Source organism: Natronosalvus vescus, from assembly GCF_023973145.1.
Lineage (GTDB): Archaea > Halobacteriota > Halobacteria > Halobacteriales > Natrialbaceae > Natronosalvus > Natronosalvus vescus.
Genome location: NZ_CP099546.1, coordinates 1,163,014 through 1,183,719, shown reverse-complemented (window position 1 = coordinate 1,183,719; position 20,706 = coordinate 1,163,014). Strand labels below are relative to the sequence as shown.

The 20,706-nt window shown below is 63.8% G+C and carries 26 protein-coding genes; 8 read left to right on the top strand and 18 right to left on the bottom strand.

Annotated features, from left to right (window positions below; all coding sequences use genetic code 11):
* Nucleotides 1-4: 4 nt before the first annotated feature.
* The 12 genes from nuoK to NGM68_RS05625 form a co-directional block, all read right to left on the bottom strand.
* On the bottom strand, nucleotides 5-310 hold the full coding sequence (nuoK, locus tag NGM68_RS05680; RefSeq protein ID WP_252700674.1) for an NADH-quinone oxidoreductase subunit NuoK: 306 nt from the start codon (nucleotides 308-310) through the stop codon (nucleotides 5-7).
* The gene (locus NGM68_RS05675; RefSeq protein WP_252700673.1) at nucleotides 307-699 is read right to left on the bottom strand and encodes a hypothetical protein; all 393 of its coding nucleotides are present in this window, start codon (nucleotides 697-699) and stop codon (nucleotides 307-309) included. Before NGM68_RS05675 ends, nuoK begins: the two co-directional genes overlap by 4 nt.
* Nucleotides 696-965 (bottom strand): NADH-quinone oxidoreductase subunit J, encoded by a 270-nt coding sequence (locus tag NGM68_RS05670; RefSeq protein ID WP_252700672.1) that lies wholly within the window; start codon nucleotides 963-965, stop codon nucleotides 696-698. The genes NGM68_RS05675 and NGM68_RS05670 overlap by 4 nt, the downstream gene beginning before the upstream one ends.
* A gap of 54 nt (nucleotides 966-1,019) precedes the next feature.
* Complete coding sequence (locus tag NGM68_RS05665; RefSeq protein WP_252700671.1) at nucleotides 1,020-1,481, bottom strand: NuoI/complex I 23 kDa subunit family protein; 462 nt, start codon at nucleotides 1,479-1,481, stop codon at nucleotides 1,020-1,022.
* Nucleotides 1,478-2,599 carry a complex I subunit 1/NuoH family protein gene (locus tag NGM68_RS05660; protein WP_252700670.1) on the bottom strand — a complete coding sequence of 374 codons (1,122 nt, stop codon included), beginning with the start codon at nucleotides 2,597-2,599 and terminating at the stop codon, nucleotides 1,478-1,480. The genes NGM68_RS05665 and NGM68_RS05660 overlap by 4 nt, the downstream gene beginning before the upstream one ends.
* The gene (locus tag NGM68_RS05655) at nucleotides 2,596-4,254 is read right to left on the bottom strand and encodes an NADH-quinone oxidoreductase subunit D (protein WP_252700669.1); all 1,659 of its coding nucleotides are present in this window, start codon (nucleotides 4,252-4,254) and stop codon (nucleotides 2,596-2,598) included. The genes NGM68_RS05660 and NGM68_RS05655 overlap by 4 nt, the downstream gene beginning before the upstream one ends.
* Complete coding sequence (locus NGM68_RS05650) at nucleotides 4,251-4,955, bottom strand: NADH-quinone oxidoreductase subunit B (protein WP_252700668.1); 705 nt, start codon at nucleotides 4,953-4,955, stop codon at nucleotides 4,251-4,253. Before NGM68_RS05650 ends, NGM68_RS05655 begins: the two co-directional genes overlap by 4 nt.
* Nucleotides 4,952-5,365, bottom strand: a complete 414-nt coding sequence (locus NGM68_RS05645) for an NADH-quinone oxidoreductase subunit A (protein WP_305884203.1) — start codon at nucleotides 5,363-5,365, stop codon at nucleotides 4,952-4,954. Before NGM68_RS05645 ends, NGM68_RS05650 begins: the two co-directional genes overlap by 4 nt.
* 199 nt (nucleotides 5,366-5,564) lie before the next feature.
* Nucleotides 5,565-6,197 carry an AIR carboxylase family protein gene (locus NGM68_RS05640; RefSeq protein WP_252700667.1) on the bottom strand — a complete coding sequence of 211 codons (633 nt, stop codon included), beginning with the start codon at nucleotides 6,195-6,197 and terminating at the stop codon, nucleotides 5,565-5,567.
* Between the two features lie 68 nt (nucleotides 6,198-6,265).
* Nucleotides 6,266-7,429 carry a 5-(carboxyamino)imidazole ribonucleotide synthase gene (locus tag NGM68_RS05635; RefSeq protein WP_252700666.1) on the bottom strand — a complete coding sequence of 388 codons (1,164 nt, stop codon included), beginning with the start codon at nucleotides 7,427-7,429 and terminating at the stop codon, nucleotides 6,266-6,268.
* 62 nt (nucleotides 7,430-7,491) lie between these two features.
* The gene (locus NGM68_RS05630) at nucleotides 7,492-8,418 is read right to left on the bottom strand and encodes a glycosyltransferase family 2 protein (RefSeq protein ID WP_252700665.1); all 927 of its coding nucleotides are present in this window, start codon (nucleotides 8,416-8,418) and stop codon (nucleotides 7,492-7,494) included.
* A gap of 78 nt (nucleotides 8,419-8,496) precedes the next feature.
* Entirely contained in the window at nucleotides 8,497-9,201 is a 705-nt protein-coding gene (locus NGM68_RS05625) for a class I SAM-dependent methyltransferase (RefSeq protein WP_252700664.1), read from the bottom strand.
* A gap of 89 nt (nucleotides 9,202-9,290) precedes the next feature.
* Here NGM68_RS05625 and NGM68_RS05620 point away from each other — a divergent pair, with 89 nt between their 5' ends.
* Nucleotides 9,291-9,428, top strand: a complete 138-nt coding sequence (locus NGM68_RS05620; RefSeq protein ID WP_252700663.1) for a zf-TFIIB domain-containing protein — start codon at nucleotides 9,291-9,293, stop codon at nucleotides 9,426-9,428.
* 27 nt (nucleotides 9,429-9,455) lie between these two features.
* Here NGM68_RS05620 and NGM68_RS05615 read toward each other — a convergent pair whose 3' ends face one another.
* The gene (locus tag NGM68_RS05615; RefSeq protein WP_252700662.1) at nucleotides 9,456-9,860 is read right to left on the bottom strand and encodes a PPOX class F420-dependent oxidoreductase; all 405 of its coding nucleotides are present in this window, start codon (nucleotides 9,858-9,860) and stop codon (nucleotides 9,456-9,458) included.
* A gap of 135 nt (nucleotides 9,861-9,995) precedes the next feature.
* Here NGM68_RS05615 and NGM68_RS05610 point away from each other — a divergent pair, with 135 nt between their 5' ends.
* The 3 genes from NGM68_RS05610 (at nucleotide 9,996) to NGM68_RS05600 (ending at nucleotide 12,021) form a co-directional block, all read left to right on the top strand.
* Nucleotides 9,996-10,277: a winged helix-turn-helix transcriptional regulator gene (locus NGM68_RS05610; RefSeq protein WP_252700661.1), complete on the top strand. Its 282-nt coding sequence runs from the start codon at nucleotides 9,996-9,998 to the stop codon at nucleotides 10,275-10,277.
* 184 nt (nucleotides 10,278-10,461) lie between these two features.
* A complete protein-coding gene (locus tag NGM68_RS05605) occupies nucleotides 10,462-11,271 on the top strand; it encodes an MBL fold metallo-hydrolase (protein WP_252701384.1) in 810 nt (269 codons plus the stop codon).
* 30 nt (nucleotides 11,272-11,301) lie between these two features.
* Nucleotides 11,302-12,021: a YkgJ family cysteine cluster protein gene (locus tag NGM68_RS05600; RefSeq protein ID WP_252700660.1), complete on the top strand. Its 720-nt coding sequence runs from the start codon at nucleotides 11,302-11,304 to the stop codon at nucleotides 12,019-12,021.
* A 289-nt stretch (nucleotides 12,022-12,310) separates the two neighbouring features.
* Here NGM68_RS05600 and NGM68_RS05595 read toward each other — a convergent pair whose 3' ends face one another.
* Together NGM68_RS05595 and NGM68_RS05590 are read right to left on the bottom strand one after the other, a co-directional pair.
* A complete protein-coding gene (locus NGM68_RS05595; protein WP_252700659.1) occupies nucleotides 12,311-12,754 on the bottom strand; it encodes a TRAM domain-containing protein in 444 nt (147 codons plus the stop codon).
* Between the two features lie 110 nt (nucleotides 12,755-12,864).
* Complete coding sequence (locus NGM68_RS05590; RefSeq protein WP_252700658.1) at nucleotides 12,865-14,637, bottom strand: radical SAM protein; 1,773 nt, start codon at nucleotides 14,635-14,637, stop codon at nucleotides 12,865-12,867.
* Between the two features lie 126 nt (nucleotides 14,638-14,763).
* Here NGM68_RS05590 and NGM68_RS05585 point away from each other — a divergent pair, with 126 nt between their 5' ends.
* A complete protein-coding gene (locus NGM68_RS05585) occupies nucleotides 14,764-14,922 on the top strand; it encodes a DUF7559 family protein (protein ID WP_252700657.1) in 159 nt (52 codons plus the stop codon).
* 230 nt (nucleotides 14,923-15,152) lie between these two features.
* Nucleotides 15,153-15,641, top strand: coding sequence for an Hsp20/alpha crystallin family protein (locus NGM68_RS05580; protein ID WP_252700656.1), 489 nt, complete (start codon nucleotides 15,153-15,155; stop codon nucleotides 15,639-15,641).
* A 56-nt stretch (nucleotides 15,642-15,697) separates the two neighbouring features.
* Here the strand turns inward: NGM68_RS05580 and NGM68_RS05575 are convergent, their stop codons facing one another.
* From NGM68_RS05575 to NGM68_RS05565, 3 genes are all read right to left on the bottom strand, one after another.
* Nucleotides 15,698-16,927, bottom strand: coding sequence for an NAD(P)/FAD-dependent oxidoreductase (locus NGM68_RS05575; protein WP_252700655.1), 1,230 nt, complete (start codon nucleotides 16,925-16,927; stop codon nucleotides 15,698-15,700).
* The gene (locus tag NGM68_RS05570) at nucleotides 16,924-17,688 is read right to left on the bottom strand and encodes a creatininase family protein (RefSeq protein ID WP_252700654.1); all 765 of its coding nucleotides are present in this window, start codon (nucleotides 17,686-17,688) and stop codon (nucleotides 16,924-16,926) included. Before NGM68_RS05570 ends, NGM68_RS05575 begins: the two co-directional genes overlap by 4 nt.
* Nucleotides 17,689-17,777: 89 nt before the next feature.
* Nucleotides 17,778-18,563: a DUF7388 family protein gene (locus tag NGM68_RS05565; RefSeq protein WP_252701383.1), complete on the bottom strand. Its 786-nt coding sequence runs from the start codon at nucleotides 18,561-18,563 to the stop codon at nucleotides 17,778-17,780.
* A gap of 383 nt (nucleotides 18,564-18,946) precedes the next feature.
* Here NGM68_RS05565 and NGM68_RS05560 point away from each other — a divergent pair, with 383 nt between their 5' ends.
* Nucleotides 18,947-19,543, top strand: a complete 597-nt coding sequence (locus tag NGM68_RS05560) for a DUF420 domain-containing protein (protein WP_252700653.1) — start codon at nucleotides 18,947-18,949, stop codon at nucleotides 19,541-19,543.
* A gap of 155 nt (nucleotides 19,544-19,698) precedes the next feature.
* Nucleotides 19,699-20,697 (top strand): potassium channel family protein, encoded by a 999-nt coding sequence (locus NGM68_RS05555; protein WP_252700652.1) that lies wholly within the window; start codon nucleotides 19,699-19,701, stop codon nucleotides 20,695-20,697.
* Nucleotides 20,698-20,706 lie beyond the last annotated feature (9 nt).

Here is a 20,706-nt window from a genome sequence, read left to right as displayed (position 1 = left end):
ACAGTTACCACCTCATCTCCGATGGAACCGTGACGTCGACGTCACGGAAGTTACGGTACAACACCAGGATGATCCCGAGTCCGACGGCAACCTCGGCCGCAGCCAGCGCCATCGTAAAGAGGGCGAACACCTGGCCGGTGAGGTTGCCGTGATAGAACGCGAACGCGATCAGATTGATGTTCGCCGCGTTGAGCATCAACTCGACGGACATCAGGAACATCAGTGCGTTTCGTCGCGTCAGAACGCCGAACAGCCCGATACAGAACAGGGCCAGCGACAGCAGGACGTAGTGTTCGATGCCGACGCTCATCGGTTCTCACCCCCGTCGGTCGCGGCTGCGTCGCCGCCACTGGGTCTCGAGTCGGCCTGACTCGCGAGCGCCGTCACTGGCTCGCCCGCCTCTTCGCGCTTTGCGAGCACGAGCGAGGCGTCGAGTGCGGCGTCGAGGACGATGGCGATCAGCAGGAACGAAATGAGGAAGGGTTCGGTGTCACCGATCGCCCCCTCAGTGGACTGGAGCGCCGTGTAATCGAGCATGGCGTAGCCGATCTCCGAGGTGATCGAGATGCCCTCCGGGAAGCCAGCCATGGTACTGAACCCGGTGTTCAGCGTGATCAGGGCCATCATTCCGAACAGTACCACGGCGAGAACGCCCGGTACCAGCGTTTTCCCGAGTCGGAGTTTCGGGCCTGTCGTCATGCCCGACTCACCTCCTCGTCCGGTTCCTCCGTTTGCGTCAGCATCACGGCGAACGTGATCAAGATGAGAACCCCGCCCACGTAGACGAGAATCTGCATCATGGCGACGAACTCGGCCGCCAGCATCACGTAATAGACCGCGACGCTCGTCAGCGACACGCCCAGCAAGAGCGCCGAATGCCACGGATCTTGCAAGAGCACGACGCCGACCGCACTGCCCAGCGTAACGACGGCGAACAGCGCGAACGCGATCAGCTCGTATGTCATTGGTGTTGTCTGGTTGGGTATGCCCTTTGTAGATTTCGAGATGGGCTGATCTCGTTACTGGTAGTCGACCTCTCCTTCTCCCTCGCCGATCCAGCCGCCGCGATCCGGTTCACGGGACTCGAGCGGATCGATGTCCTTGTACCACGGTACCGCTTTCAGCTGTTCTTTGTTGTAGACGAGGTCGTGTTTCGTATCGCCCGTGAACTCGAAGTTCTGGGTGAGCAAGATGGCGTCGACGGGACAGACTTCCTCACACAGTCGGCAGTAGATGCACTGCCCGATGTGGAGATTGTACTGTTCGCCGTTGCGCTGATCGTCCGTCACGATCTGGATCGTGTCGTTTGGACAGACGTTCTCACACTGACGACACCAGATACAGCGCTCCTGGCTGAACTTGTGAACCCCACGGAATCGCGGCGAGACGTCCGGAGTCGTCTCCGGATACTCCACCGTGAACGTGTTGCCGTCCAGTGCGTGTTTCATCGTTACCGCCATCGATTTGAGGAGTCCGATCATGCGAAGATCACCATCGTGAGCGTGAGATCGGCCTCGAGCAGCCCCACGATGAGGGCCGTCAGGACGAGGTTCGCGAACGCGAGGACGAGCATTCCCTTCCAGCCGATCTCGATGAGTTGATCGATTCTGACGCGGGGGAGCGCCGAGCGGAGCCACTGGGTGAGCAAGAAGACCGCCCAGATCTTCACGAGGAACCAGAGAATACCCAGTTCAGCCGGGCCGGGACCGGCCGGCCCGCCGAGGAAGATCGTCGCGATGATCGCCCCGCCGAGGAAGATGTGTAAGAACTCACCGAGGTAGATCAGGACGAAGTAGACGCTCGAGTACTCCGTCTGATAGCCGGCAACGATTTCGGTCGGTGCCTCCGGCGTGTCAAACGGGTTCCGTCCAATCTCGGCGAAGTTCGCCGCGAGGAACAGGACGAACGCGAACGGGTTGACGAACGCGTACCACATCGGGATGTCGAAGCCGCCGATTGAAATCAGCGTTTCCGCCTGTGCGGCAACGATCTCGCTCATCTGGAGGGTGCCCGCGAAGATGACGACGGACATCCCCGTCACGACGAGCGGGATCTCGTAAGCGACGTTCTGGGCGACCGCGCGCAGCCCGCCGAGCAGCGAGTACTTGTTCGCCGAGGAGTAGCCGGCCATGACCAGTCCAACGCTCGCAATACCGGCAACGGCGAAGACGTACGCCAGACCGACTTCGGGGTCGGCGAGGTGGATGCCCGATCCCATCGGGATGACGGCGAATCCGAGCATCGCCGACGCCGCGACGACGATCGGCGCGAGGTCGTAGGCCGGTCTATCGACGTTTTCCGGGATGATGTTCTCCTTTGCGAGCAGTCGAACGGCGTCGGCCACGATGATCAACAGCCCGAACGGACCGACACGGTTGACTGCAATCCGGTCGGTAAAGGCAGCCGTAATCTTTCGTTTCGCCCAGGGGCCGGCGACGCCAGTCATCGCCAGCATCAGATTACCGACGATGAACGCCGCGATGAACGTCGCGATGAGTTCACCGCCAAATCCGAGGTTGTTGAGACCGGTCAGTTCGCCGAGTCGTTCTGGAAGCAAAACCGGCCCGTCCTGAAGCGGGAACTCGAGCGCCCCGGTCATCGATCCACCTCCCCAAGCACGATGTCGAGGCTTCCAAGCGAAGCGATCAGGTCGGGGATGTACTCGCCGCGAGTCATCTCACCCAGCGTCGAGAGGTTGTGGAAACACGGACTGCGGATCTTGAACCGGCCGGGCTTGTCCGTCCCGTCCGATCGGATGTAGATGCCGAGTTCGCCCTTTGCGGCCTCGACGCCGCGGTAGACTTCCGTGTCGGCTGGCGGCTTGAGCGTCCGCGGGACGTTGCTCTGGATCTCGCGGTCGTCCTCGGGCCAGTCCTCGAGCAGGTCGATACACTGCTCGATGATCTTGGCGCTCTCTTCGACCTCGCCCATGCGCACGAGCACTCGCGAGTAGTTGTCCATCCCGTCTTCGGTAATGACGTCCCACTCTAGGTTCTCGTAGTAGCCGTACGGGTCGTCCCGTCGGAGGTCGACGTCGATGCCCGATCCACGAGCGGTCGGGCCGGTCGCGCCGTAGGATTTCGCGACTTCGGGCTCGAGGATCCCGGTGTCGACACAGCGGATCTGGAAGATTTCGTTTGTGACGATCAGATCCTCGTACTCGGAAATTTTCGCCGGCAGATCATCGAGGAAATCACGCGTCTTCTCGAAGAACTCCTCGCGGGGCTCGGGCAGATCCCAGGCGACCCCGCCCAGCCGGAAGTAGTTGAACATGAGCCGCTGGCCGGTGAGATCCTCGAGGATGTCCTGGACGACCTCACGGTCGCGGAAGGCGTACTGGAAGACGGCGGTGAAGTCGCCGAAGACGTCCAGCGCGAACGTCCCGAGCGCCAGCATGTGCGCGGCGATTCGGCACAGTTCGGCACCCATCGTCCGGATGACCTGGGCGTACTCGGGAACCTCGATGTCCGCGAGATCCTCGACCGCACGGGCGTAAGCCCACTCGTTGAGCAGCCCGGCGGAGACGTAGTCCCAGCGGTCGGGGTACGGCATAATCTGGTGTCGGTAGGTGCCCTGCTGGCACATCTGCTCCTCACAGCGGTGGAGATAGCCGATGTCGGGGTCGACGTCGACGACGGTCTCGCCGTCGAGCACCGCCTTGACGTGGAGCACACCGTGCGTGGCCGGGTGGTGTGGCCCGATGTTGAGGAACATCGTGTCCGTCTCCGAATCGCGCTGGTCGGCCTGGAGCGGGTTCGCGTGTTCTGCCAGCGTGACGATCTGTGGTTTCTCCTGGTTGTAATCGTGCGAGAGCGGATGACCCTGCCAGGTCTCAGGAAGGAGGATGCGCCGTGGATCGGGGTGTCCCTCGTAGTCGATTCCGACGAGGTCGAAGTTCTCCCGTTCTGCCCAGTCGGCCGCCCGGTAGACGGGTTCGGCCGTCTGGCTGACCGGGTTATCGGTCGACGTCGGCACGACGACGCTGACTTCCTGGGTCGGGTCGGCGTACTTCTTCAGGTGGTAGATCGACTCGTAGCGATCCTCGTACTGCTGTGCGGTGACACAGGAGAGGTAATCGAAGCCAGCCTGATCGCGCAGGTCGAACAGCACGTCCTGAACGTCGTCCGGACGGATCACGAATCCAGGGGCGTTCTTGTGATCGTCACGCGCGAGCGCACGATCGCCGATCAGCGCCTCGAGTTCGCTCTCGGTGACTTCGAGATCTGCCGGCGTGGGTTCGAGTCCCGTGCTCATGGTGAATCAGCCCAGTTGTAGCGCATGACGAGGTCGTCCTCGTCGATCTGGTCGGCCAACTTTTGCACTAACTCGTCCCGTGGTAGGTCGCCGAACTGCTCGAGTTCGTACGGCTTGACGACGACCGGCGAGGACTCGCCGTTGGCGATTCGCTCCTGGAGTTTGGCGACGCCGTAGATGAGCGCCTCCGGTCGTGGCGGGCAACCGGGAACGTGGATGTCGACCGGGATGATCTCCTCTGCCCCCTTGACGACGTTGTATCCCTCCTGGAACGGGCCGCCCGAGATCGTACACGACCCCATGCCGATGACGAACTTCGGTTCGGGCATCTGGTCGTAGACGCGTTTCATCCGCGGGCCGAACTTCGAGACGATCGTCCCGGGGACGATAATCACGTCGGCCTGTCGCGGTGATGCACGCGGGACACCGGCCCCGAACCGGTCGAGGTCGTGTTTGATCGCGTACGTGTGAATCATTTCGATGCTGCAACAGGCGATCCCGAACTGCAGCATGAACATCGACGATCCGCGCACCCAGTTCATGAACTGATCGAACTTGGTGAGGATGAACGGCGACGATCCGAACGCCTCCCGAAGTTTCGAGTTCATCCGGGCGTCGACGCCGGCTCCCATCCGGGCGTCACGGTCGTCCGTCGAGGGAGCGGTACTATCGTAGATTTGTTGGGTTGGTTCGTTACTCATGGTCGATCGACCTCAGGTTCGACCTGTCCGGGCGTCTTCGCCCACTGTACGGCTCCGTTGCGCCAGGCCCACGCGAGTCCGACGACGAGGATGGCGACGAAGAGCAGCATCGGCCCGAGCGCGTGGAGGAGTCCGTACTCCTCGGCTGCCAGCGCATCGGTGTACGTGACCGCCCACGGGAACAACAGGACGGTTTCGATGTCGAAGACCAGGAAAAGAAGCGCAACCATGTAGTACTGGATGTTAAACCGGATGCGCGTCCCGCCGGTCGGCACCTCGCCACTCTCGTAGGTGGCACGTTTGCTCGTCTCGGGTACACTCGGTCGGAGGAGATACGATACCGCCATCATGCCGAGCGGAATCAGTAGCCCCACGAGCGCCAGCGCCCCGATGGCTATCCAATCATTCATCTCCGTAACGTTCGGCCGTTGGAAACGCACCCATATAAGGGTTGATTCTTTGTTTTTCACCCGATTTCGCCATCCAGCGCCGTCCTGTAACCTGATCGCTCGAGCGAAAGTCTCCGAACATGATAGTCCCGTGTTTGATGGCCATCAAAAAAAGCGGAGAGCGAGAGCCCCGAAGCACCCCCCTCGAGTAACCATGTGTTCACCGATCGTGGTAGGCCTCGACGCCGCCGTCGTGGAGTCGTCGGGAGACGTCCCCGACATCGCTGCGTAATCGCTCGTGGTAGTCGAGTAACCGCTCGTGAACGGTTTCGTGTTGACGAGCGAGGATCTGTGCCGCAGAAAGTGCCGCGTTGAATGACTTGCCTGCGTCGACGGCGACGAGTGGTGCACCCGCGGGCATTCCGATCACGCTATCGACGGACTTCTCCTGAACCGGGACACCAATGACGGGCAGTGGGTACGCGATCGACGCCGTCATGTTCGGGAGGTCGGCCGACTTCCCGCCGGCCCCGGCGATGAGCACCTCGATCCCACGATCTTCGGCCGTCTCCGCGTAGGCCGTCATCAGATCCGGAGTTCGGTGGGCCGAGGTGACGTACGTTTCGAACGTAAAACGCTCGTCGGGTGGGTTCTCGTAGTCGGTCTGCTCGCCGAAGCCGAGTTCCTCGACGAAGGCGTCGTATGCACCGGGACGGGAGCCACCGGTCATCATCACCTCGAGGTCGGAGTCACTGCCCATGACGATTCCGACGTCAGGCGTCGCCTCCGTTGGGCGGTCTTGTTCGGCTTCGCGGTGCAATCTATCGATGAGGTCTGTGACGCTGGCTGGCATGGATGATGGAAAGGTGGTGGTCGACGGTTGGCGTCCCTGGATAGTCGGTGTTCCGTTCTCCGGTCGATTCAGTTCGACTCGAACGTCACGGCCTCGCGCAACCGCCGAGCGCGCTCGAGCAGGTCACCACGGGAGTCTCCCTCCCCGGCGGTGACCGTCACGTGCCCCATCTTCCGGAGCGGCCGTACCTCCCGCTTGCCGTACCAATGGAGGCTGGCCGTCGGCGACTCGAGGATCCGTTCGACGTTCGTAAGCTGGGCTGGCTGGGACTGATCGACATCACCGAGGAGGTTCGTCGACACCGTCGGTGCGCGAAGTGCCGTCGAGCCAAGTGGCCAGCCAAGCACGGCGCGAACGTGTTGTTCGAACTGCGAAGTCTGGGCCCCTTCGATCGTCCAGTGACCGGAGTTGTGCGGGCGAGGAGCGATTTCGTTGAGCAGAATCTCGCCGTCGGTCGTCTCGAACAGTTCGATCCCGTAGATCCCCCGGCCGTTCATCACCTCGAGGACGTCTTCGGCGACGTCACGAGCCCGGTCGAGGACGGCGTCGCTCGAGCGCGCGGGAACGACCGTTTCCCGAAGGATCTCATCCTCGTGAACGTTCTCGCCGACGGGGAAGGTTGCCGTCTCCCCGTAGCCCGCCGCGGCGATAACCGAAATCTCGCGTTCGAAATCGACGAACGCCTCGACCATCGCTGGCCCGGCGACCGACTCGAGGGCGGCCTCGGCGTCGGCTTTCGACTCGACGGGAACGTTGCCACGACCGTCGTACCCGCCCGTTCGGGCTTTCAACATCACTGGTGCGCCGTAGTCGTCGATGGCAGCGCGAACATCCTCGACGTCGTCGACGACCCGAAACGGCGGTACGGGAACGCCCGCATCCGCAAGGTCTCGTTTCTGAACCAGTTTGTCGTGGATGGTTCGCAGCGTCGTCGGATCGGGGTGTACCGGGACGCCGGTCTCCTCGCGAACGTGCTCGAGGACGTCCTGATCGGCAAGTTCGATCTCGAATGTGAGGACGTCGGCACGTTTGGCGAGTTCGCGAATCCCGTCTTCGTCGTCGAAGTCGCCGACGAGATGATCGCGACTCACACCCGCCGCTGGGCAATCGGGTGTCGGATCGAGCACGATGACGTCGACGCCGAGCGGTGAGGCGGCCTCGGCGAGCATCCGGCCAAGTTGCCCCCCACCGACGACGCCGATCGTCGGCCCTGGTGACCGCAGCGTTGTCATAGGCGGCGATTCTCATCGGCTGTGTATAAGGATTATCACTCTCGACGACTACCGACAATCGGCTACACCCCGTCAGCGTCCGATCGACGGTCGTAGACGCGAACCGCCCGGTCGTGGCGGCCGGAAACACCGTGGGGGTTTCGACGGTCTGTGCGGTCTGCGTATCGGGCACGGAGGCCATCGACGAACCCACGAACACTTCCCTGGAGGACATCGACGCCGTTTCCGAGCCAGTCCGTTGGCGTTCCCTCGCCGGCCAGCACTCCTCTCGCTCCGCCTGCTCCGTCACCGACCGCCCGGCAGGCGACGCGACCAACGACTGACGGACGAGGGCCGTAGTTCTTGCTCAGTCGATACGTGAGCGACTGAAACCGGCAGAACCAGTCGCGATCCGGCGTTCCTCCGTCGGTTCCCACTTCGCTACGAACGGCCATCTCGGGACGCCAGGTGACGTCGTACTCGAGACCAGCGAGGCGATGCGCACAGTCGGTCGCTTCGGCGACCGACAGGTACTCGTCGAACCCGTCGAGGGCCTCGAGAACCGCGCGGTCGACCGCGACGTTCGATCCCTCGAACGGCGTGACACAGCGGCCGAGTATCGTCGTCGGTTCAGTGCCGCGCTGCTCGCCTGAGAGCCGGCCACGAACTGGCCCAGTGACGACGTCGGCCTGGCGCTCGATGGCACCGACGACCGCCTCGTACCAGCCAGGTTCGATGACGTACTCGTCACCGAGAAACGCCACCACGTCGCCGGTAGCCACCTCGAAGCCAGCATTCCGGGAGACGCTCGCCGCCCGATCCGAGATTTCGACCAGTACGTCGACATCGTCGCGGTCGCGGACGGCACCAGTCGTTCCATCCGACGATGGGCCGTTGACGACGATCACTTCACTCGAGGCTGGAAGCTGATCCTCGAGGCCGTCGAGACAGGAGAGTAAGTGCTCTCGGTCGTTCAGCGTCGACACGACTACCGAGAGCGTCGGCTCCATAGTAGACTGTAGATGACTCCGACACTTAAAAGAAACCGGGTTTCTCGCGAGAGAGTCAGGATAAATGAGACATTACTGTCAGAGTCTGACGTTCCAGTACGAGACCGACATCAGATGGTCGGAGCCTGGAACACGGCCAATTGCCCGGTCGACCGTCCGAATCGGACTTGCGAGGACGTTGGGAATTGCACGATACAACCCGTACGGGACGAGAAAGTCGTCCTCGACATCGACGAGCTCGAGACCGTTTTTCGCCAGTAGAACGCTCACTTCGCTCTTCGAGTACAGTCGCGACCCCATCGGCAAGGCCCAGTTGTAGACGCTCCGGGAGCTATAGCGGTTGAACGTATCGAAGACGATCTGTTCACGAGCGACGCGTTTCATCTCGCTCAGGAACGCCGCCGGGTCGTCAGCGAGGTGGAAAAATCGCATGGCGACCACCGTATCGAAGTGGTCGTCCGGAAACGGGAGTCGTCCTGCGTCACCGCGCAGGAACTCGAGCGTCCCAGTGACACCCGCTGCCTGTGCTTTCCGGCGTCCCTGTTGTAACATCGCTGCAGAGATATCGAGTCCGACGACGTTCGCCCCCTGCTGGGCGAGCATGACCGTAAACCGCCCGGTACCACAGGCGATCTCGAGCACGTCACGATCCTCGAGCGGCCCGAGTGCCTCGAGGACGGCGATTTTCTCGCGCCGGTCGATGAGTTGTCCGCCGCGAGAGAACCGCTTGTCGTCGTACTCCTGTGCGACGTCGTCGGCCTGGTACCATTCCTGTCCTTTCACACTGGGCGAATCTACTCTCCCGGGAGGATAAAACAATACTGGAGTCAGATAGTGGAACAGCTATGTTTATCGGTAGCATACACCACCATATGCCGACCTGCCCGTACTGTAATCACGCACCCGAGACGGAATCACTCGTCCGACACCAGCGTGGCGACCTCCTGATCGTCCACTGTCCGGACTGTCACGGCATCCTCGGCACCTACCGCGAACCGGGGCGGTTCTGAGAAGGCCCTGCGCTCGAGACGAACCAGCTAGTTTCCGCTCGAGATCACTCGATCCGGCCGGATTCGTAAAATAACTCGCTCGCCGACCTCGTCGCCGTGGTGCGGGTATTCGTCCTCCTCGAAGTACCGCTGGGTGAGGCTGTCGATGTGGTCGATCGCTCCCTCGGTCGTCACCTCCTCGACTTGCCCCCGGATCGAGAGATACCGGTAGGGATCGTCGGGATCCGGGATCGAGACGCCAATGTTCGGATTCTGTCGGACGTTTTTCTCCTTGCGGCGGGTGCGGGCGGTGTTTACCAGCACGTAGCCCTCGTCGTCAACGTCGATCCAGACCGGCGTCACCTGTGGCGTCCCATCCGGCATGATCGTCGACACGTGGGCGACCGTCTTCCGTTCGAACAGATCCATGAACGCCGCTGGAATTTCCTCCATATCCCGCCCTCGAGTTGCCGCGGGATAGCTACTCGGAACGCGGATAGGTATGTGCCTTAAACACCTATTATAACTTCAATTGTTCGTATCTACATATAGGGAAGGTTTACCATCACCGATCGGATCGTGAGGGATATGAGCATGAGTACCGCTGACGACCATGCCGTCGCCGCCGAGGAGATCCTCTCCGAGGCCGAATACCGCGATCGCCTTCGTGACCTCCCACCGAGTGCCAAACTCGTCGCGAAGGTACTCGAATCAGACTCGCCGCTCTCCCAGGGGCAACTCGCCGAGGAGTCGCTACTGCCGGATCGAACCGTTCGCTACGCCCTCAACCGCCTCGAGGACGTCGACCTGATCGGCTCTCGCTACAGCTTCCGCGACGCGCGCAAGCAGGTTTACTACCTGAACCACTGACCCTCGAGATCCTGTGTACTGATCCGGAGTACGCCCTGACGCACTCCGCACCGAACACATTGCACCCACCCACACGACGCACCGTGTGGCTGCCATACCGGTGTCGGATTTCGACACCGTCATTTTCACGGCCGCTGGTGACAACGATAGCCTGATGACGGTTACTGGTGACGACGATAGCTCGATGACGGTCACGCGGCACCCGGTTCCAGTCTCGACTCGAGCCCCCGGCGGCGAGACGAACGCCTACGTCGTTGGCGACCGACCCGCTGCCCTGATCGACCCCGCCGGCCGAACGGCCGCACTCGACCGCACCGTCGACGAGCGCGACGTCGAACACGTGCTGGTCACGCATACGCATCCCGATCACGTCGGCGCGGTCGCCACGTACGCCGACGAGCTCGACGCAACCGTCTGGGCACGTCACGGTCACGACCATCGATTCACGGAGGCGACCGGCATCGATCCCGACGCGACGTTCACCCCGGGGTCGACGATTGCCCTCGGGGACGAGCTACTCGAGATGCTGGATACGCCCGGTCACGCCACCGATCACGTCTCGTTTCGCCTCCAACCCGGCGGAAGCATCGTCGTCGGCGACTGTGCCGTCGCGGAGGGAAGCGTCGTCGTCGGTGCCCCCGACGGCGACATGCGAGCGTACCTGACGTCACTCCGACGGCTTCGTGCGATGGCACCCTCGCGACTGTACCCCGGACACGGCCTAGTGATCGACGAGCCGCGGGTGACGCTCGAGCGCCTGATCGATCACCGTCTCCAGCGAGAGCGACGAGTCCGCACAGCCGTCCAGAACGGGGCGCGAACCCCTGATGCGATCCTCGAAGCCGCCTACGACGTCGACCTCACGGGCGTGCGCGACCTCGCCCGTGCGACCGTCGTCGCCCACCTCGAGAAACTCGCGGTCGAAGGGGCAGTGGAACTGGCGTGGGACGGCGACCGCATCCGGTCGGTTCTCCCTTCGGCGGCGGACGACTGACTTTTCCCCCTCCAGACCGTCCCCGCACCCGTGAGCGCAGACCCACCTGGTTCCGAACTCGAGGCCGACCTCGAGCGCGCCAGGGATCTCTCCATCGACGATATCGCGGCCGCCATCGAGTCGATCGGTTTCGAGTGTACTCGCTGTGGGGCGTGCTGTCGCGGCCACGGCGACGACGAGCACACGGCGACCGCCTTCCCGGACGAAGTGCGAGCGCTCGCTGGCCAGGACGAACCAGCCTCGCGGTCGGGTGACGGCACTCCCGACCCCGACCCCGACGAATACGACTGGCGCGACGTCGCCCGACCGATGCCCTACGGTCTTCAGGATGGCGAGAACGGTCTCGAGGGCGAGACGTTCGAGTGGGCCCTCCAGACCGACGGCTGCGGTGACTGTACGTTCTACACCGAGGACGACGGCATCGGTGCGTGCACCGTCCACGAGAACCGACCACTGATCTGTCGAACCTACCCGTTCAGCGTCGCGCTTTCGGGAACGAGCCAGCCGATGGGCGAGCCCGTCGACGAGGCTGGCATCGTTCGTGCGCACGAGTGTGAGGGACTCGGCCGTGACATCTCCCGCGAGGACGCCGAGGAACTTGCCCGGACGCTCAAGCAGCGTGCCATCCGGGAACTCGAGGAAGCGATCGCCCTGCTCGAGGCGTACGAACCCGTCGACGCGGACGGGGCGGTCGTCGTTCACGATTCCGAAGGGGCGAAACGACCCGACGGGAGCGAGTGGAACCGATAGGGGGCGGAATCCGTCGCGTCTCGACGTATTCACCCTGAAACACATCGAGTCGTGGGCTTTCTCCTGCCTTTCGTGTCGGGTTTCACCCCTGCAAGGGGTCTCTTTGCGCTCACGTGAGAACGATTCGGGGACGTACCGTGCTCGAGGCGAATTCGGGGACGTACCGTGCTCGAGGCGACGAACAGTCCGGTCACTCGTCACTCGATACCAGTAGCGTCACGTTCGGCAGTGACGGCGACAGACCGGTACCTAGTCGGTGACTAGTCGGTACCCAATCGGTGACCGGTGCTTAGAAGGTTTCTTCGATGATTTCGCCGACGGCGAAGTTCGATTTGACTTCGGTCACTTCGATTTTGACGCGATCACCGACGTCCGCACCGGGAACGATGATGACGTAGCCACGCTCGACGCGCGCGATACCGTCGCCCTGTTTGCCGATGTCTTCGATTTCGACGTAGCGCGTTTCCCCCACGTCGACCGGGGGTTTGGGCTCCGACGGTGCCGTCGGCTGAGATGGCGATTGGGACGGTTTCGTCGTCGTTCCGGAACCATCCGTCCCCGTATCCGCAGTCGAGGTAGTTCGTTCACGAGAGATGAGCGCGACGCGATACACGTCACCGGGCTCGACATCCCCCGTCTCGATTTCTTGTCGTGGTATTTCAATGACGAAACGGTCGTCTTCCTCCGAGACTTCTGTGCTGAAAAGACACAGGAGTTTTTCAGATATTTCCACAGGTAGACCCTCAGGTTTCAGTCTGAATCTCAGGTGTAATAGAACTACCGACCGTTGACGCTCGGATTGCGCAATACTCGCGGCGAGTATCGCCACTCGGTGCCGTGTAGTCAGTCACTCAGCGGCGGTTGCCCCACCGTCACGAACGACGAGACGTCGACGCCCGACTCGAGGCCTCTCGCCAGTTCCGGCATCGACTCGTACGGTCGGTTGACGACCACGTCGCCCGCACGACGTTTCCCGACACCGGGAATCGCCGTCAGTTCGTCCATCGACGCTGTATTGAGGTCGAGTGGGTACGGCACGCCCGTTACCGAGCGGTAGCCGTGATCGACCACTGCGACATCGATGGCCGTCCCGAGCGGGCGCTCGCCCGGGATGCCAACGAGCAGGGGATACGTACCCAGCTGGCGGCCGAACGTTCGCCCGTCCTGGTGATACTCGAGGTGGACGTTCGGAAGCACCGTTCCCGGCGGGGCGACGCGCTCGAGCATCGGGTTGTCGATGGTCTCGCGAACCGTTCGTTTGTACCGTTTGAACTGCTTTTTGTGTGCCTTCGCGATCGACGCCCCGGTTTCGGACATCTCCGTGCCGGCGAATGCCATTACCTGCCTGATGTTAACCCGGCGAAGCATGAGCCCGTCGTCGTACACCCGCTCGAGGAACGCGAGGTTGCGTTCGTAGGTTTCCTCGCGTTCGTCCATGAGCCCGTGGAGCAGGTTGATTCCGGGGAGGAGTTTCGGCAGCCCTACGGGTTCCGAACCGGTGTCGGTGCCGGTACCGGGATCGGGATCGGGGTCAGTCGACGGCCCAGTTCCCGGTTCCTCGCCCGGTCGCCACCCGCCTTCCTCGTTGACGATCCGAACGGCCTCGAGACACTCCTCGGCGGTGACGTTCAGGTTGTTCGCCTCCTGGACGACCGGGTCGGCGGACTCGAGGCCGAACGCGGCCGTGTCACCGGGTGTGTTGTGTTTCGCGATGATCCTGATCCCCTCGCGGGAGGCTTCGGGCCAGTTCGCGATGGTGATCGGGTTCATGTTGTCGAGGTGGAGCGTCTCGAGGTCGGGCGCGACCTCGCGGATCCCCCCGTAGAGCTCCCGGAGCGCGTCCGGGTTCGGGGCTTCGCCGTCGCCGCCGTAGGCGAGAATGTCCGCCTGCCGGCCGAGTCGGAAGTGTTTCACGCCGTGAGCGGAGAGCGCATCGACCTCGTCGATCACGGATTCGGGCGGACGGAACGACAGATTGCCGTACAGCGGTTCGGTGCAGAACGAACATCGGTACGCACAGCCCCGCGAAGTCTCGAGTTCGCAGATGAGGTACTCCGGGTGGTTCGGGTGCTGTTCGACGATGAACGCGCCCTGTCGCGCCCAGCGAGTCACCTCCCCCACGTCGCGCATCCGGTTGTTGAATCCCTCGAGGCCGCTCTCGAGGAAGTCGTAAACGGCGGCTTCGACGTCGCCTTTTGCGACGAAGTCGAAGTCGAGATCCTGGCGTTCGGTCTCGGTCGCCCCCTCGTTGGCGTCGCCGATACCGAACTTTACAGGGCCGCCCATCAGGCTCGTCCCGCTCGCCGTCCAGGCGAGTTTCCGTACCTCGTCGGGTTCGGCTGGCGTGCCGCCGACGTACTTGCCCGGGACGGTCATCCCGCCGAGATAGATGAGGAGGTCGGCCTCGTCGACGTCGCGCCACCGGTCGGGAACGTCCCGCAGGCCGTCGATCGTGTGGTAGGTGATTCGCTCGGGCGGGACGCCCGCGTCCACGAGCGCACCCGCCGTGTACCGCGGATAGGTCGAGACGTACGGCGGAACCCCGAAGTGTGCCGGCTCGTCGACGTAGCCGTCGACGATGGTCACCGAGAGTGATTCCGGTTCGGGGGTGGTCATGGCTCGAGCTAGCGCCCCGATCCGTAAAACCGTGACTGTCTGATTCCCGTCGCGGCCGTGAAAGCGCAGCCATCGCGAAGTACCGCGACCCGTGCTTTGATACCGCTGGTCTGGCTATCTGTACCCATGCCACCGACCAAGGAGATCAAGTGTACCGACGACGCGTGCTTCCTCGACATGTTCGAAAACCACTACACCTACGACGTCCCCGACGATCACGGTGTCGCGGATCTGGCGTGTCCCGTCTGTGGTGGCGTCGATTGTCTCGAGGAAATCAAACTCTGACCGGCGGCGGTGACTGGACTCTGGACGAGCCCCCGTGCAGGCGCGACCGGGGTCAACGAGCCATTGACCTCTCGAGATGAGACGTTGCGTCTGACGTTTATTTAGAAAACCCAAAAAGAATAACAAGGGGGCCGTCGTACCCTTAATTGACAGGGGGTACTCGACTGTCACGTAGTGACGGTTCCCGACGCCAGACGCCGCCCTGACAGCCCTCCCAGAGGTGATAGCAAGTGAGTCTCAGATCGTTCCGCGAAACCGTCGGTGACGCCGTCTACCGACAGGTTGGTCGCGCAAGTAGCCACGTCCAGGAGCACCGTTCGATTCCCGTCGACGTCCTCGAGAACGAGACGTCGTATCTCGTCGTCTTCGACGCCCCCGGCACCGAGCCAGCCGACCTCCAGGTTCGGTATCTCGAGGGACGCGTCAAGATCCGTATCGATCGCTTCCGATCGTATCACGACGGCTTCGACATGCGCTTTCCCGGCCGTGGCATGGCCCTCGACGGGGAGGCGGAGCTGCCGGACGACGCGCTCGTCAACCCGGACGATGGAACAGCGACGCTGACCGACGTCGGCACGCTCGAGATTTCGATTCCGAAGGCGGATTCCGACGACGATGACAACGGTGACGACGCCTCCGAAGAACAGACGGCCAAATCCGACGCGAACTCGGACGACACTCACGTCGACGAACCGGAGCCGCTGACGCACGACGACTAGACTGCCAACGGGTTCAGACAGTCTGTATCAGTCCACCCTCGTGAGCGACGTGGCTGTCACTCCTCTTCGATCGCCATCCCCTCGACGATCTCGAACGATTCGTCCCCGTCGAATCGCGTCGGGTCGAACGCGTCGATGCCGTCCCCACCGAGGATCTCGTTCGCGATTTGTCGCCCGATCGCCGGCGCGCGCATGAACCCGTGGCCCTGGAATCCCGTCGCCACGTAGAGGCCTTCCTCGAGTTCGCCGACGAGCGGATCCCGATCGGGCGTCGCCGTACAGACGCCGGCCCAGGCGCGGGTCACCTCGATCGCACCCGGATCGATCTCGGGAAAGCGATGAGCGACCCGCTCGCCCAGCGACGCGGCGAAGCCGGGATTTGCCGCCCGGTCGTACTCGTCCGGATCGGTCTCGACCTCCTCGGTGCCGTTCCCGGCGAGCAACCCTTCGGGATGTGGACGGACGTAGAAGCCACTCGTCGCGTCGTAACACATCGGTTCCGGGAGCGACGCCGACGCCGTCAGTGCCTGTACACGGTAGGGTTTCATCGCAATGGCGAGGCCAGCATCGGCGAGCACCGACTTGGTATGCCCACCCGCAGCGACAAGAACGGCGTCGAACTCGTGTATCGCCCCCGTCTCGCAGTGGCGGACGCACGGTGGATCGATGGATACCGCTACTGGCGCGTCGGTTTCGATGGTCGCCCCCGCTCCGCTCGCGGCGGCCGCCAGACAGGCGGTGTAGCGGGCCGGATCGGTGTATCCTGCCGCCCCGGCGATCCCGGCGACCGCGACGTCGTCGGTTCGCAGGTGGGGGAACCGGTCGTCGAGTTCGTCCCCGTCGAGCTCGAGGGCGACGATTCCGTTGTCCTGCATGGCCCGGATCCCATCTCGAACGATCTCGACTCGCTGGTCGTCCCCCTCGCGTGCGAGCCAGACGTACGGGCACTCCGTGAACGGGAAGGTATCCTCACCCGACAGCGCGCGGAACCGTTCGATCGCCTCGGTGCCGATATCGGCGTCGAGCCTGTCGGCGAACGCATTGTAGCAGACCCCCGCCGCGCGACCGCTCGAGCCGCTCGCAATCCCGCCTTTCTCGTACAGCGTGACGTCGGCCCCCTCGCGGGCGAGATCGTAGGCCGCCGTCGCGCCGACGGCTCCCCCACCGACGACCGCGACCTCGAAGCCGGCACCGCGGTCGACGAATGCGTCGGTTCCGACGGCTACGTCCACGTCTACGTCGGGCGAGGACGGATCGCGATCCCCTGGTCTGGCATCCCCGCTCATACGTGATCGGCCGGCCAGCAGGCCTCGAGCGGCCGGTCGGCGAGCCAGTCGACGAGCGCCGACAGTTCCTCGCTGGCGGCTTCGAACAGCCGTTCGCCCTTCTCGGGGACGGCCTGGGTCGGCTTCCCGACCGCGCCAGTGTCCGAGAAGTCGATCGTATCGAAGCCGAGCGTGGCTCCGTGGACGGTCTCGCCCCAGCCCTCGCTCGCGCCGGCCTCGGCCGCCTCGAGCCGTTCCGGGTGGATCAGATCCTCGCGGACGTGCCAGAGGACGCTCGACTCCATGGCGTCGGCGTGGCCGCCCGCTTCGTCGAACAGCTCCGCCGAGAGGTCGGAAACGCTGTCCCACCAGTTCCACGGGGGTGCGAACATCGTCCGCTCGTCCCGCAACGTGCGTGCGGCCCGACGAAGCGCACCGGAGTTGCCGCCGTGACCGTTGACCACGACCGCCTTCTTCACGCCGTGTTCGGCCAGACTCGAGAGCGTCTCTCTGACGTAGCGCTCGAACGTTGCTGCCTCGACGTAGAGCGTCCCGTCGAACTGACGGTGATGGACCGAGACGCCGACTGGAACGGTCGGAAGAACGACGGCATCGTCTCGCTCGGCGGCGGTGTGGGCGAACGCCCGGGCCGCCATGTGATCCATGCCCAGCGGCAGCGCCGGGCCGTGTTGTTCGGTGCTTCCGGTCGGGAGGACGGCGACCTCGACGTTTTCGAGCGCGTCGGCCGCGTCCGTCGTCGTCTGCTCGGCAAGCAGTGGCATGTGCCACGATGTGCATCCGGGGCACTTACGTGTATGTGGTTTTCGCGGCGTGCGGGGAACGATAGATCGTGCGAAGCCACCGTCCTCGGCTACTCGAGAACCGACTCGAGACCGGCGGCCGGATAGCCGACGACGGTCGTCGCACCGGCATTCCGGAGCGCGTCGGTCTGGGCGCGGACGTCGCCCTCGGTACCGACGAGGGCGTAGTCGTCGGCAGCCGATAACAACACCTCGCGCGCACGGCCGCTCGCCGTCGAATCCGCGTTCGCCCCCTCGGGGAGTGCTCGAGCGACCGGCCGACGGCGGGCGACGTACGTGCCGACGGCGTCGAGGACGGTTCCCTCGTCGTCGGTCAACACCGTCGGCGCGTAGACGGCGATATCGCCCTCGAATCCTGCCGCCCGAAGCGCCCGTAGCTCGCGTTCGGTCGTCCGCGAGAGCAGGTCGTACTGGGTGGCCCCGGTCGCCATCGCGATCCGTTCGACGCTCTCGGTGCCGACCCAGGACTCAGGTGCCGTCTCGAGGGCAGCCCCGAGGCGGGGGGCGACCGCTCGCTCCCGCTCGCCCTCGCTCAGGTACGCCGGGTGGCCAGCGACGAGCACGCGGCCGACGTTCTCGGGAACCACCTCGAGCAGGGAGTCGTCGCCGAGGGGGTCGAAGCCGTCGGCTCTGACCGGCGTCGTGAGCCTGACGTCGGCGTTCCTCGAGAGCGTCTCGAGCGCCTCGGTACTCGGGAGGTGCTCTCGTCCCTCGTAGTCGATGGCGATCGTCCCGACGGGGACGGTTCGGGCGTCCAGCACGTCACACTCAGCGGGTTTGACGGCGATTCCGTCGAGGCCGGCCCGCGTGACGGCGGCCGCGGTGCTCCGCACCATTGTCATCGTCGTTCACCACACGCAAGGTACCGCCAGTGAGAACTATACGATCCGACTCGGAACTCGATCCATCGTCTGTGCGACCATGTAGCTCCATCTGAGCGACAGACGGGGAAAAAGGTGGCGTTCGACGCAACGATAGCGTGGAGTGTGGCTGGCGGTTGCCGGCTGTCGGCTGTCGACTATTGGCTATTGGCTGTTGGCTGTCGTGCCACGGGTTCGGTCGGCCATTCCCACTCCGGAACTCATCCGCCGACGTCAGATGGCCGATCCTCGAGGCCGTCGATATCGTTCCCCCGAGTCCGTCGACATCGTCTCCTCGACAGCGGTCGACGAGCACGGAAGGGCAAGACAGATACAACCCTGCTCCCAACTGTCGGCCAATGGCCACAGCGACTGCGAAGCGACGGGTCAGGAACAACCCGCTCGAGACGGCGATCGTCCTGACAATCGTCGGTTACGGACTCGTCGTCGGCACGTTCCTGCTCGATCTGCCCATCTACCCCGAGTTGACCAACGAGCAGGTGAACGTCTTCTCCCACGCCATCGCACTCATCAACACGATGACGACGGTGTGTCTCGCTGCCGGCTGGTACTTCATCCGCGCCGGCGAGGTCGGAAAACACCGATTCGCGATGGTGACTGCCTTCGCGCTGATCCTGATGTTCCTCGTCGTCTACCTGATCCGCGTCGGTGGCGGCGGCACGAAAATGTTCGTCGGCCCCGACCTGGTCACCTACGGCTACCTGCTGATGCTGGCGATCCACATCCTGCTGTCGATCGTCGCCGTCCCGCTCGTGCTCTACGCGCTGTTGCTCGGACTGACACACACGCCTGCGGAACTCCGCCAGACCGCCCACGCCCGCGTGGGCCGACTTGCGGCCGGGTCGTGGCTCCTGAGTCTGATCCTGGGCGTCGTCACCTACCTGCTGCTCGATCACGTCTACAGCTACGAGTTCGCCTGGCTCGCCTTGGGGTAGCCTCGAGGTTCCTCGAGCCGTCGGCCGGCAACGAGACTCTCGAGATCACACCTTTCGGGCACCGATCTCGAGACTTCCCCCACCACCCACCTCGACCCCATCAACGGTCGATACCGACCCCACCCATTGACAGTCGATGACGGTGTCAATGAGCTATGCGGTGGCTATACCTCGTCCTCGGAATCGGCATTCTCGCGATCGTCGTAATCGACATCCTCTGGACGACGCTCTGGGTCGACGGCGGCTCCGGCCCCCTCTCCGGACGGCTGACGACGGGTGTCTGGCGAATCCTCCGCGCTGTCGGCAGGCGTGGCTCTCGCACCCTTGGTATCGCCGGGCCGCTCATCCTCACCCTCACCCTCGCCATGTGGATCGCGCTGCTGTGGCTCGGCTGGACCGTCCTCTTTGCCAGCAGCCAGGGCGCGCTCGTGGGCACCCACACCGGCGAACCGGCCGACTGGGTCGGGCGGCTCTACTACGTCGCCTACACGATGTTCACCAACGGCAACGGCGATTACACCCCAACATCGAGCGCCTGGGAGATCGCCAGTTCGCTCACGACGGCGACCGGTATGGCGTTCGTCACCCTCGGCATCTCCTACGTGCTGACGGTGCTCGGCGCGGTCTCGGAGAAGCGGTCGTTCGCGAGCGACGTCACTGGCCTGGGGACGAACAGCGAAGCGTTCGTCCGATCTGGCTGGGACGGCCAGTCCTTCGAAGGCATCGAGCGCCCGCTCGAGTCAATGGCGACCCAGCTAAGTCACCTCGCCGAACAGCACGAGGCCTACCCCATTCTCCACTACTACCACAGCGAACAGGCAGATCGGGCCTCCGCGATGGCCGTTCCCGTCCTCGACGAGGCGCTCACGCTCTATCTCCACGGCGTCAGCGATCACGAGCGCCCCGACCCGACACACCTTCTCCTCGCCCGCTCGAGCGCGGACAGCTACCTCGAGACCCTCGAATCGGCGTTCATCGAGCCGGCCGACGAGGCACCGCCCCCGCCCAACCTCGAGGCGCTTCGCGACGCTGGCATCGACACCGTCTCCGACGACGCCTTCGAGGACGCGCTCGAGGAGCACGCCGACCGTCGCCGTCGGCTCCTCGGCGTCGTCAGGGCGGACGCCTGGCACTGGCCGCCCCGAGAGCGGTGACGTCTGTCG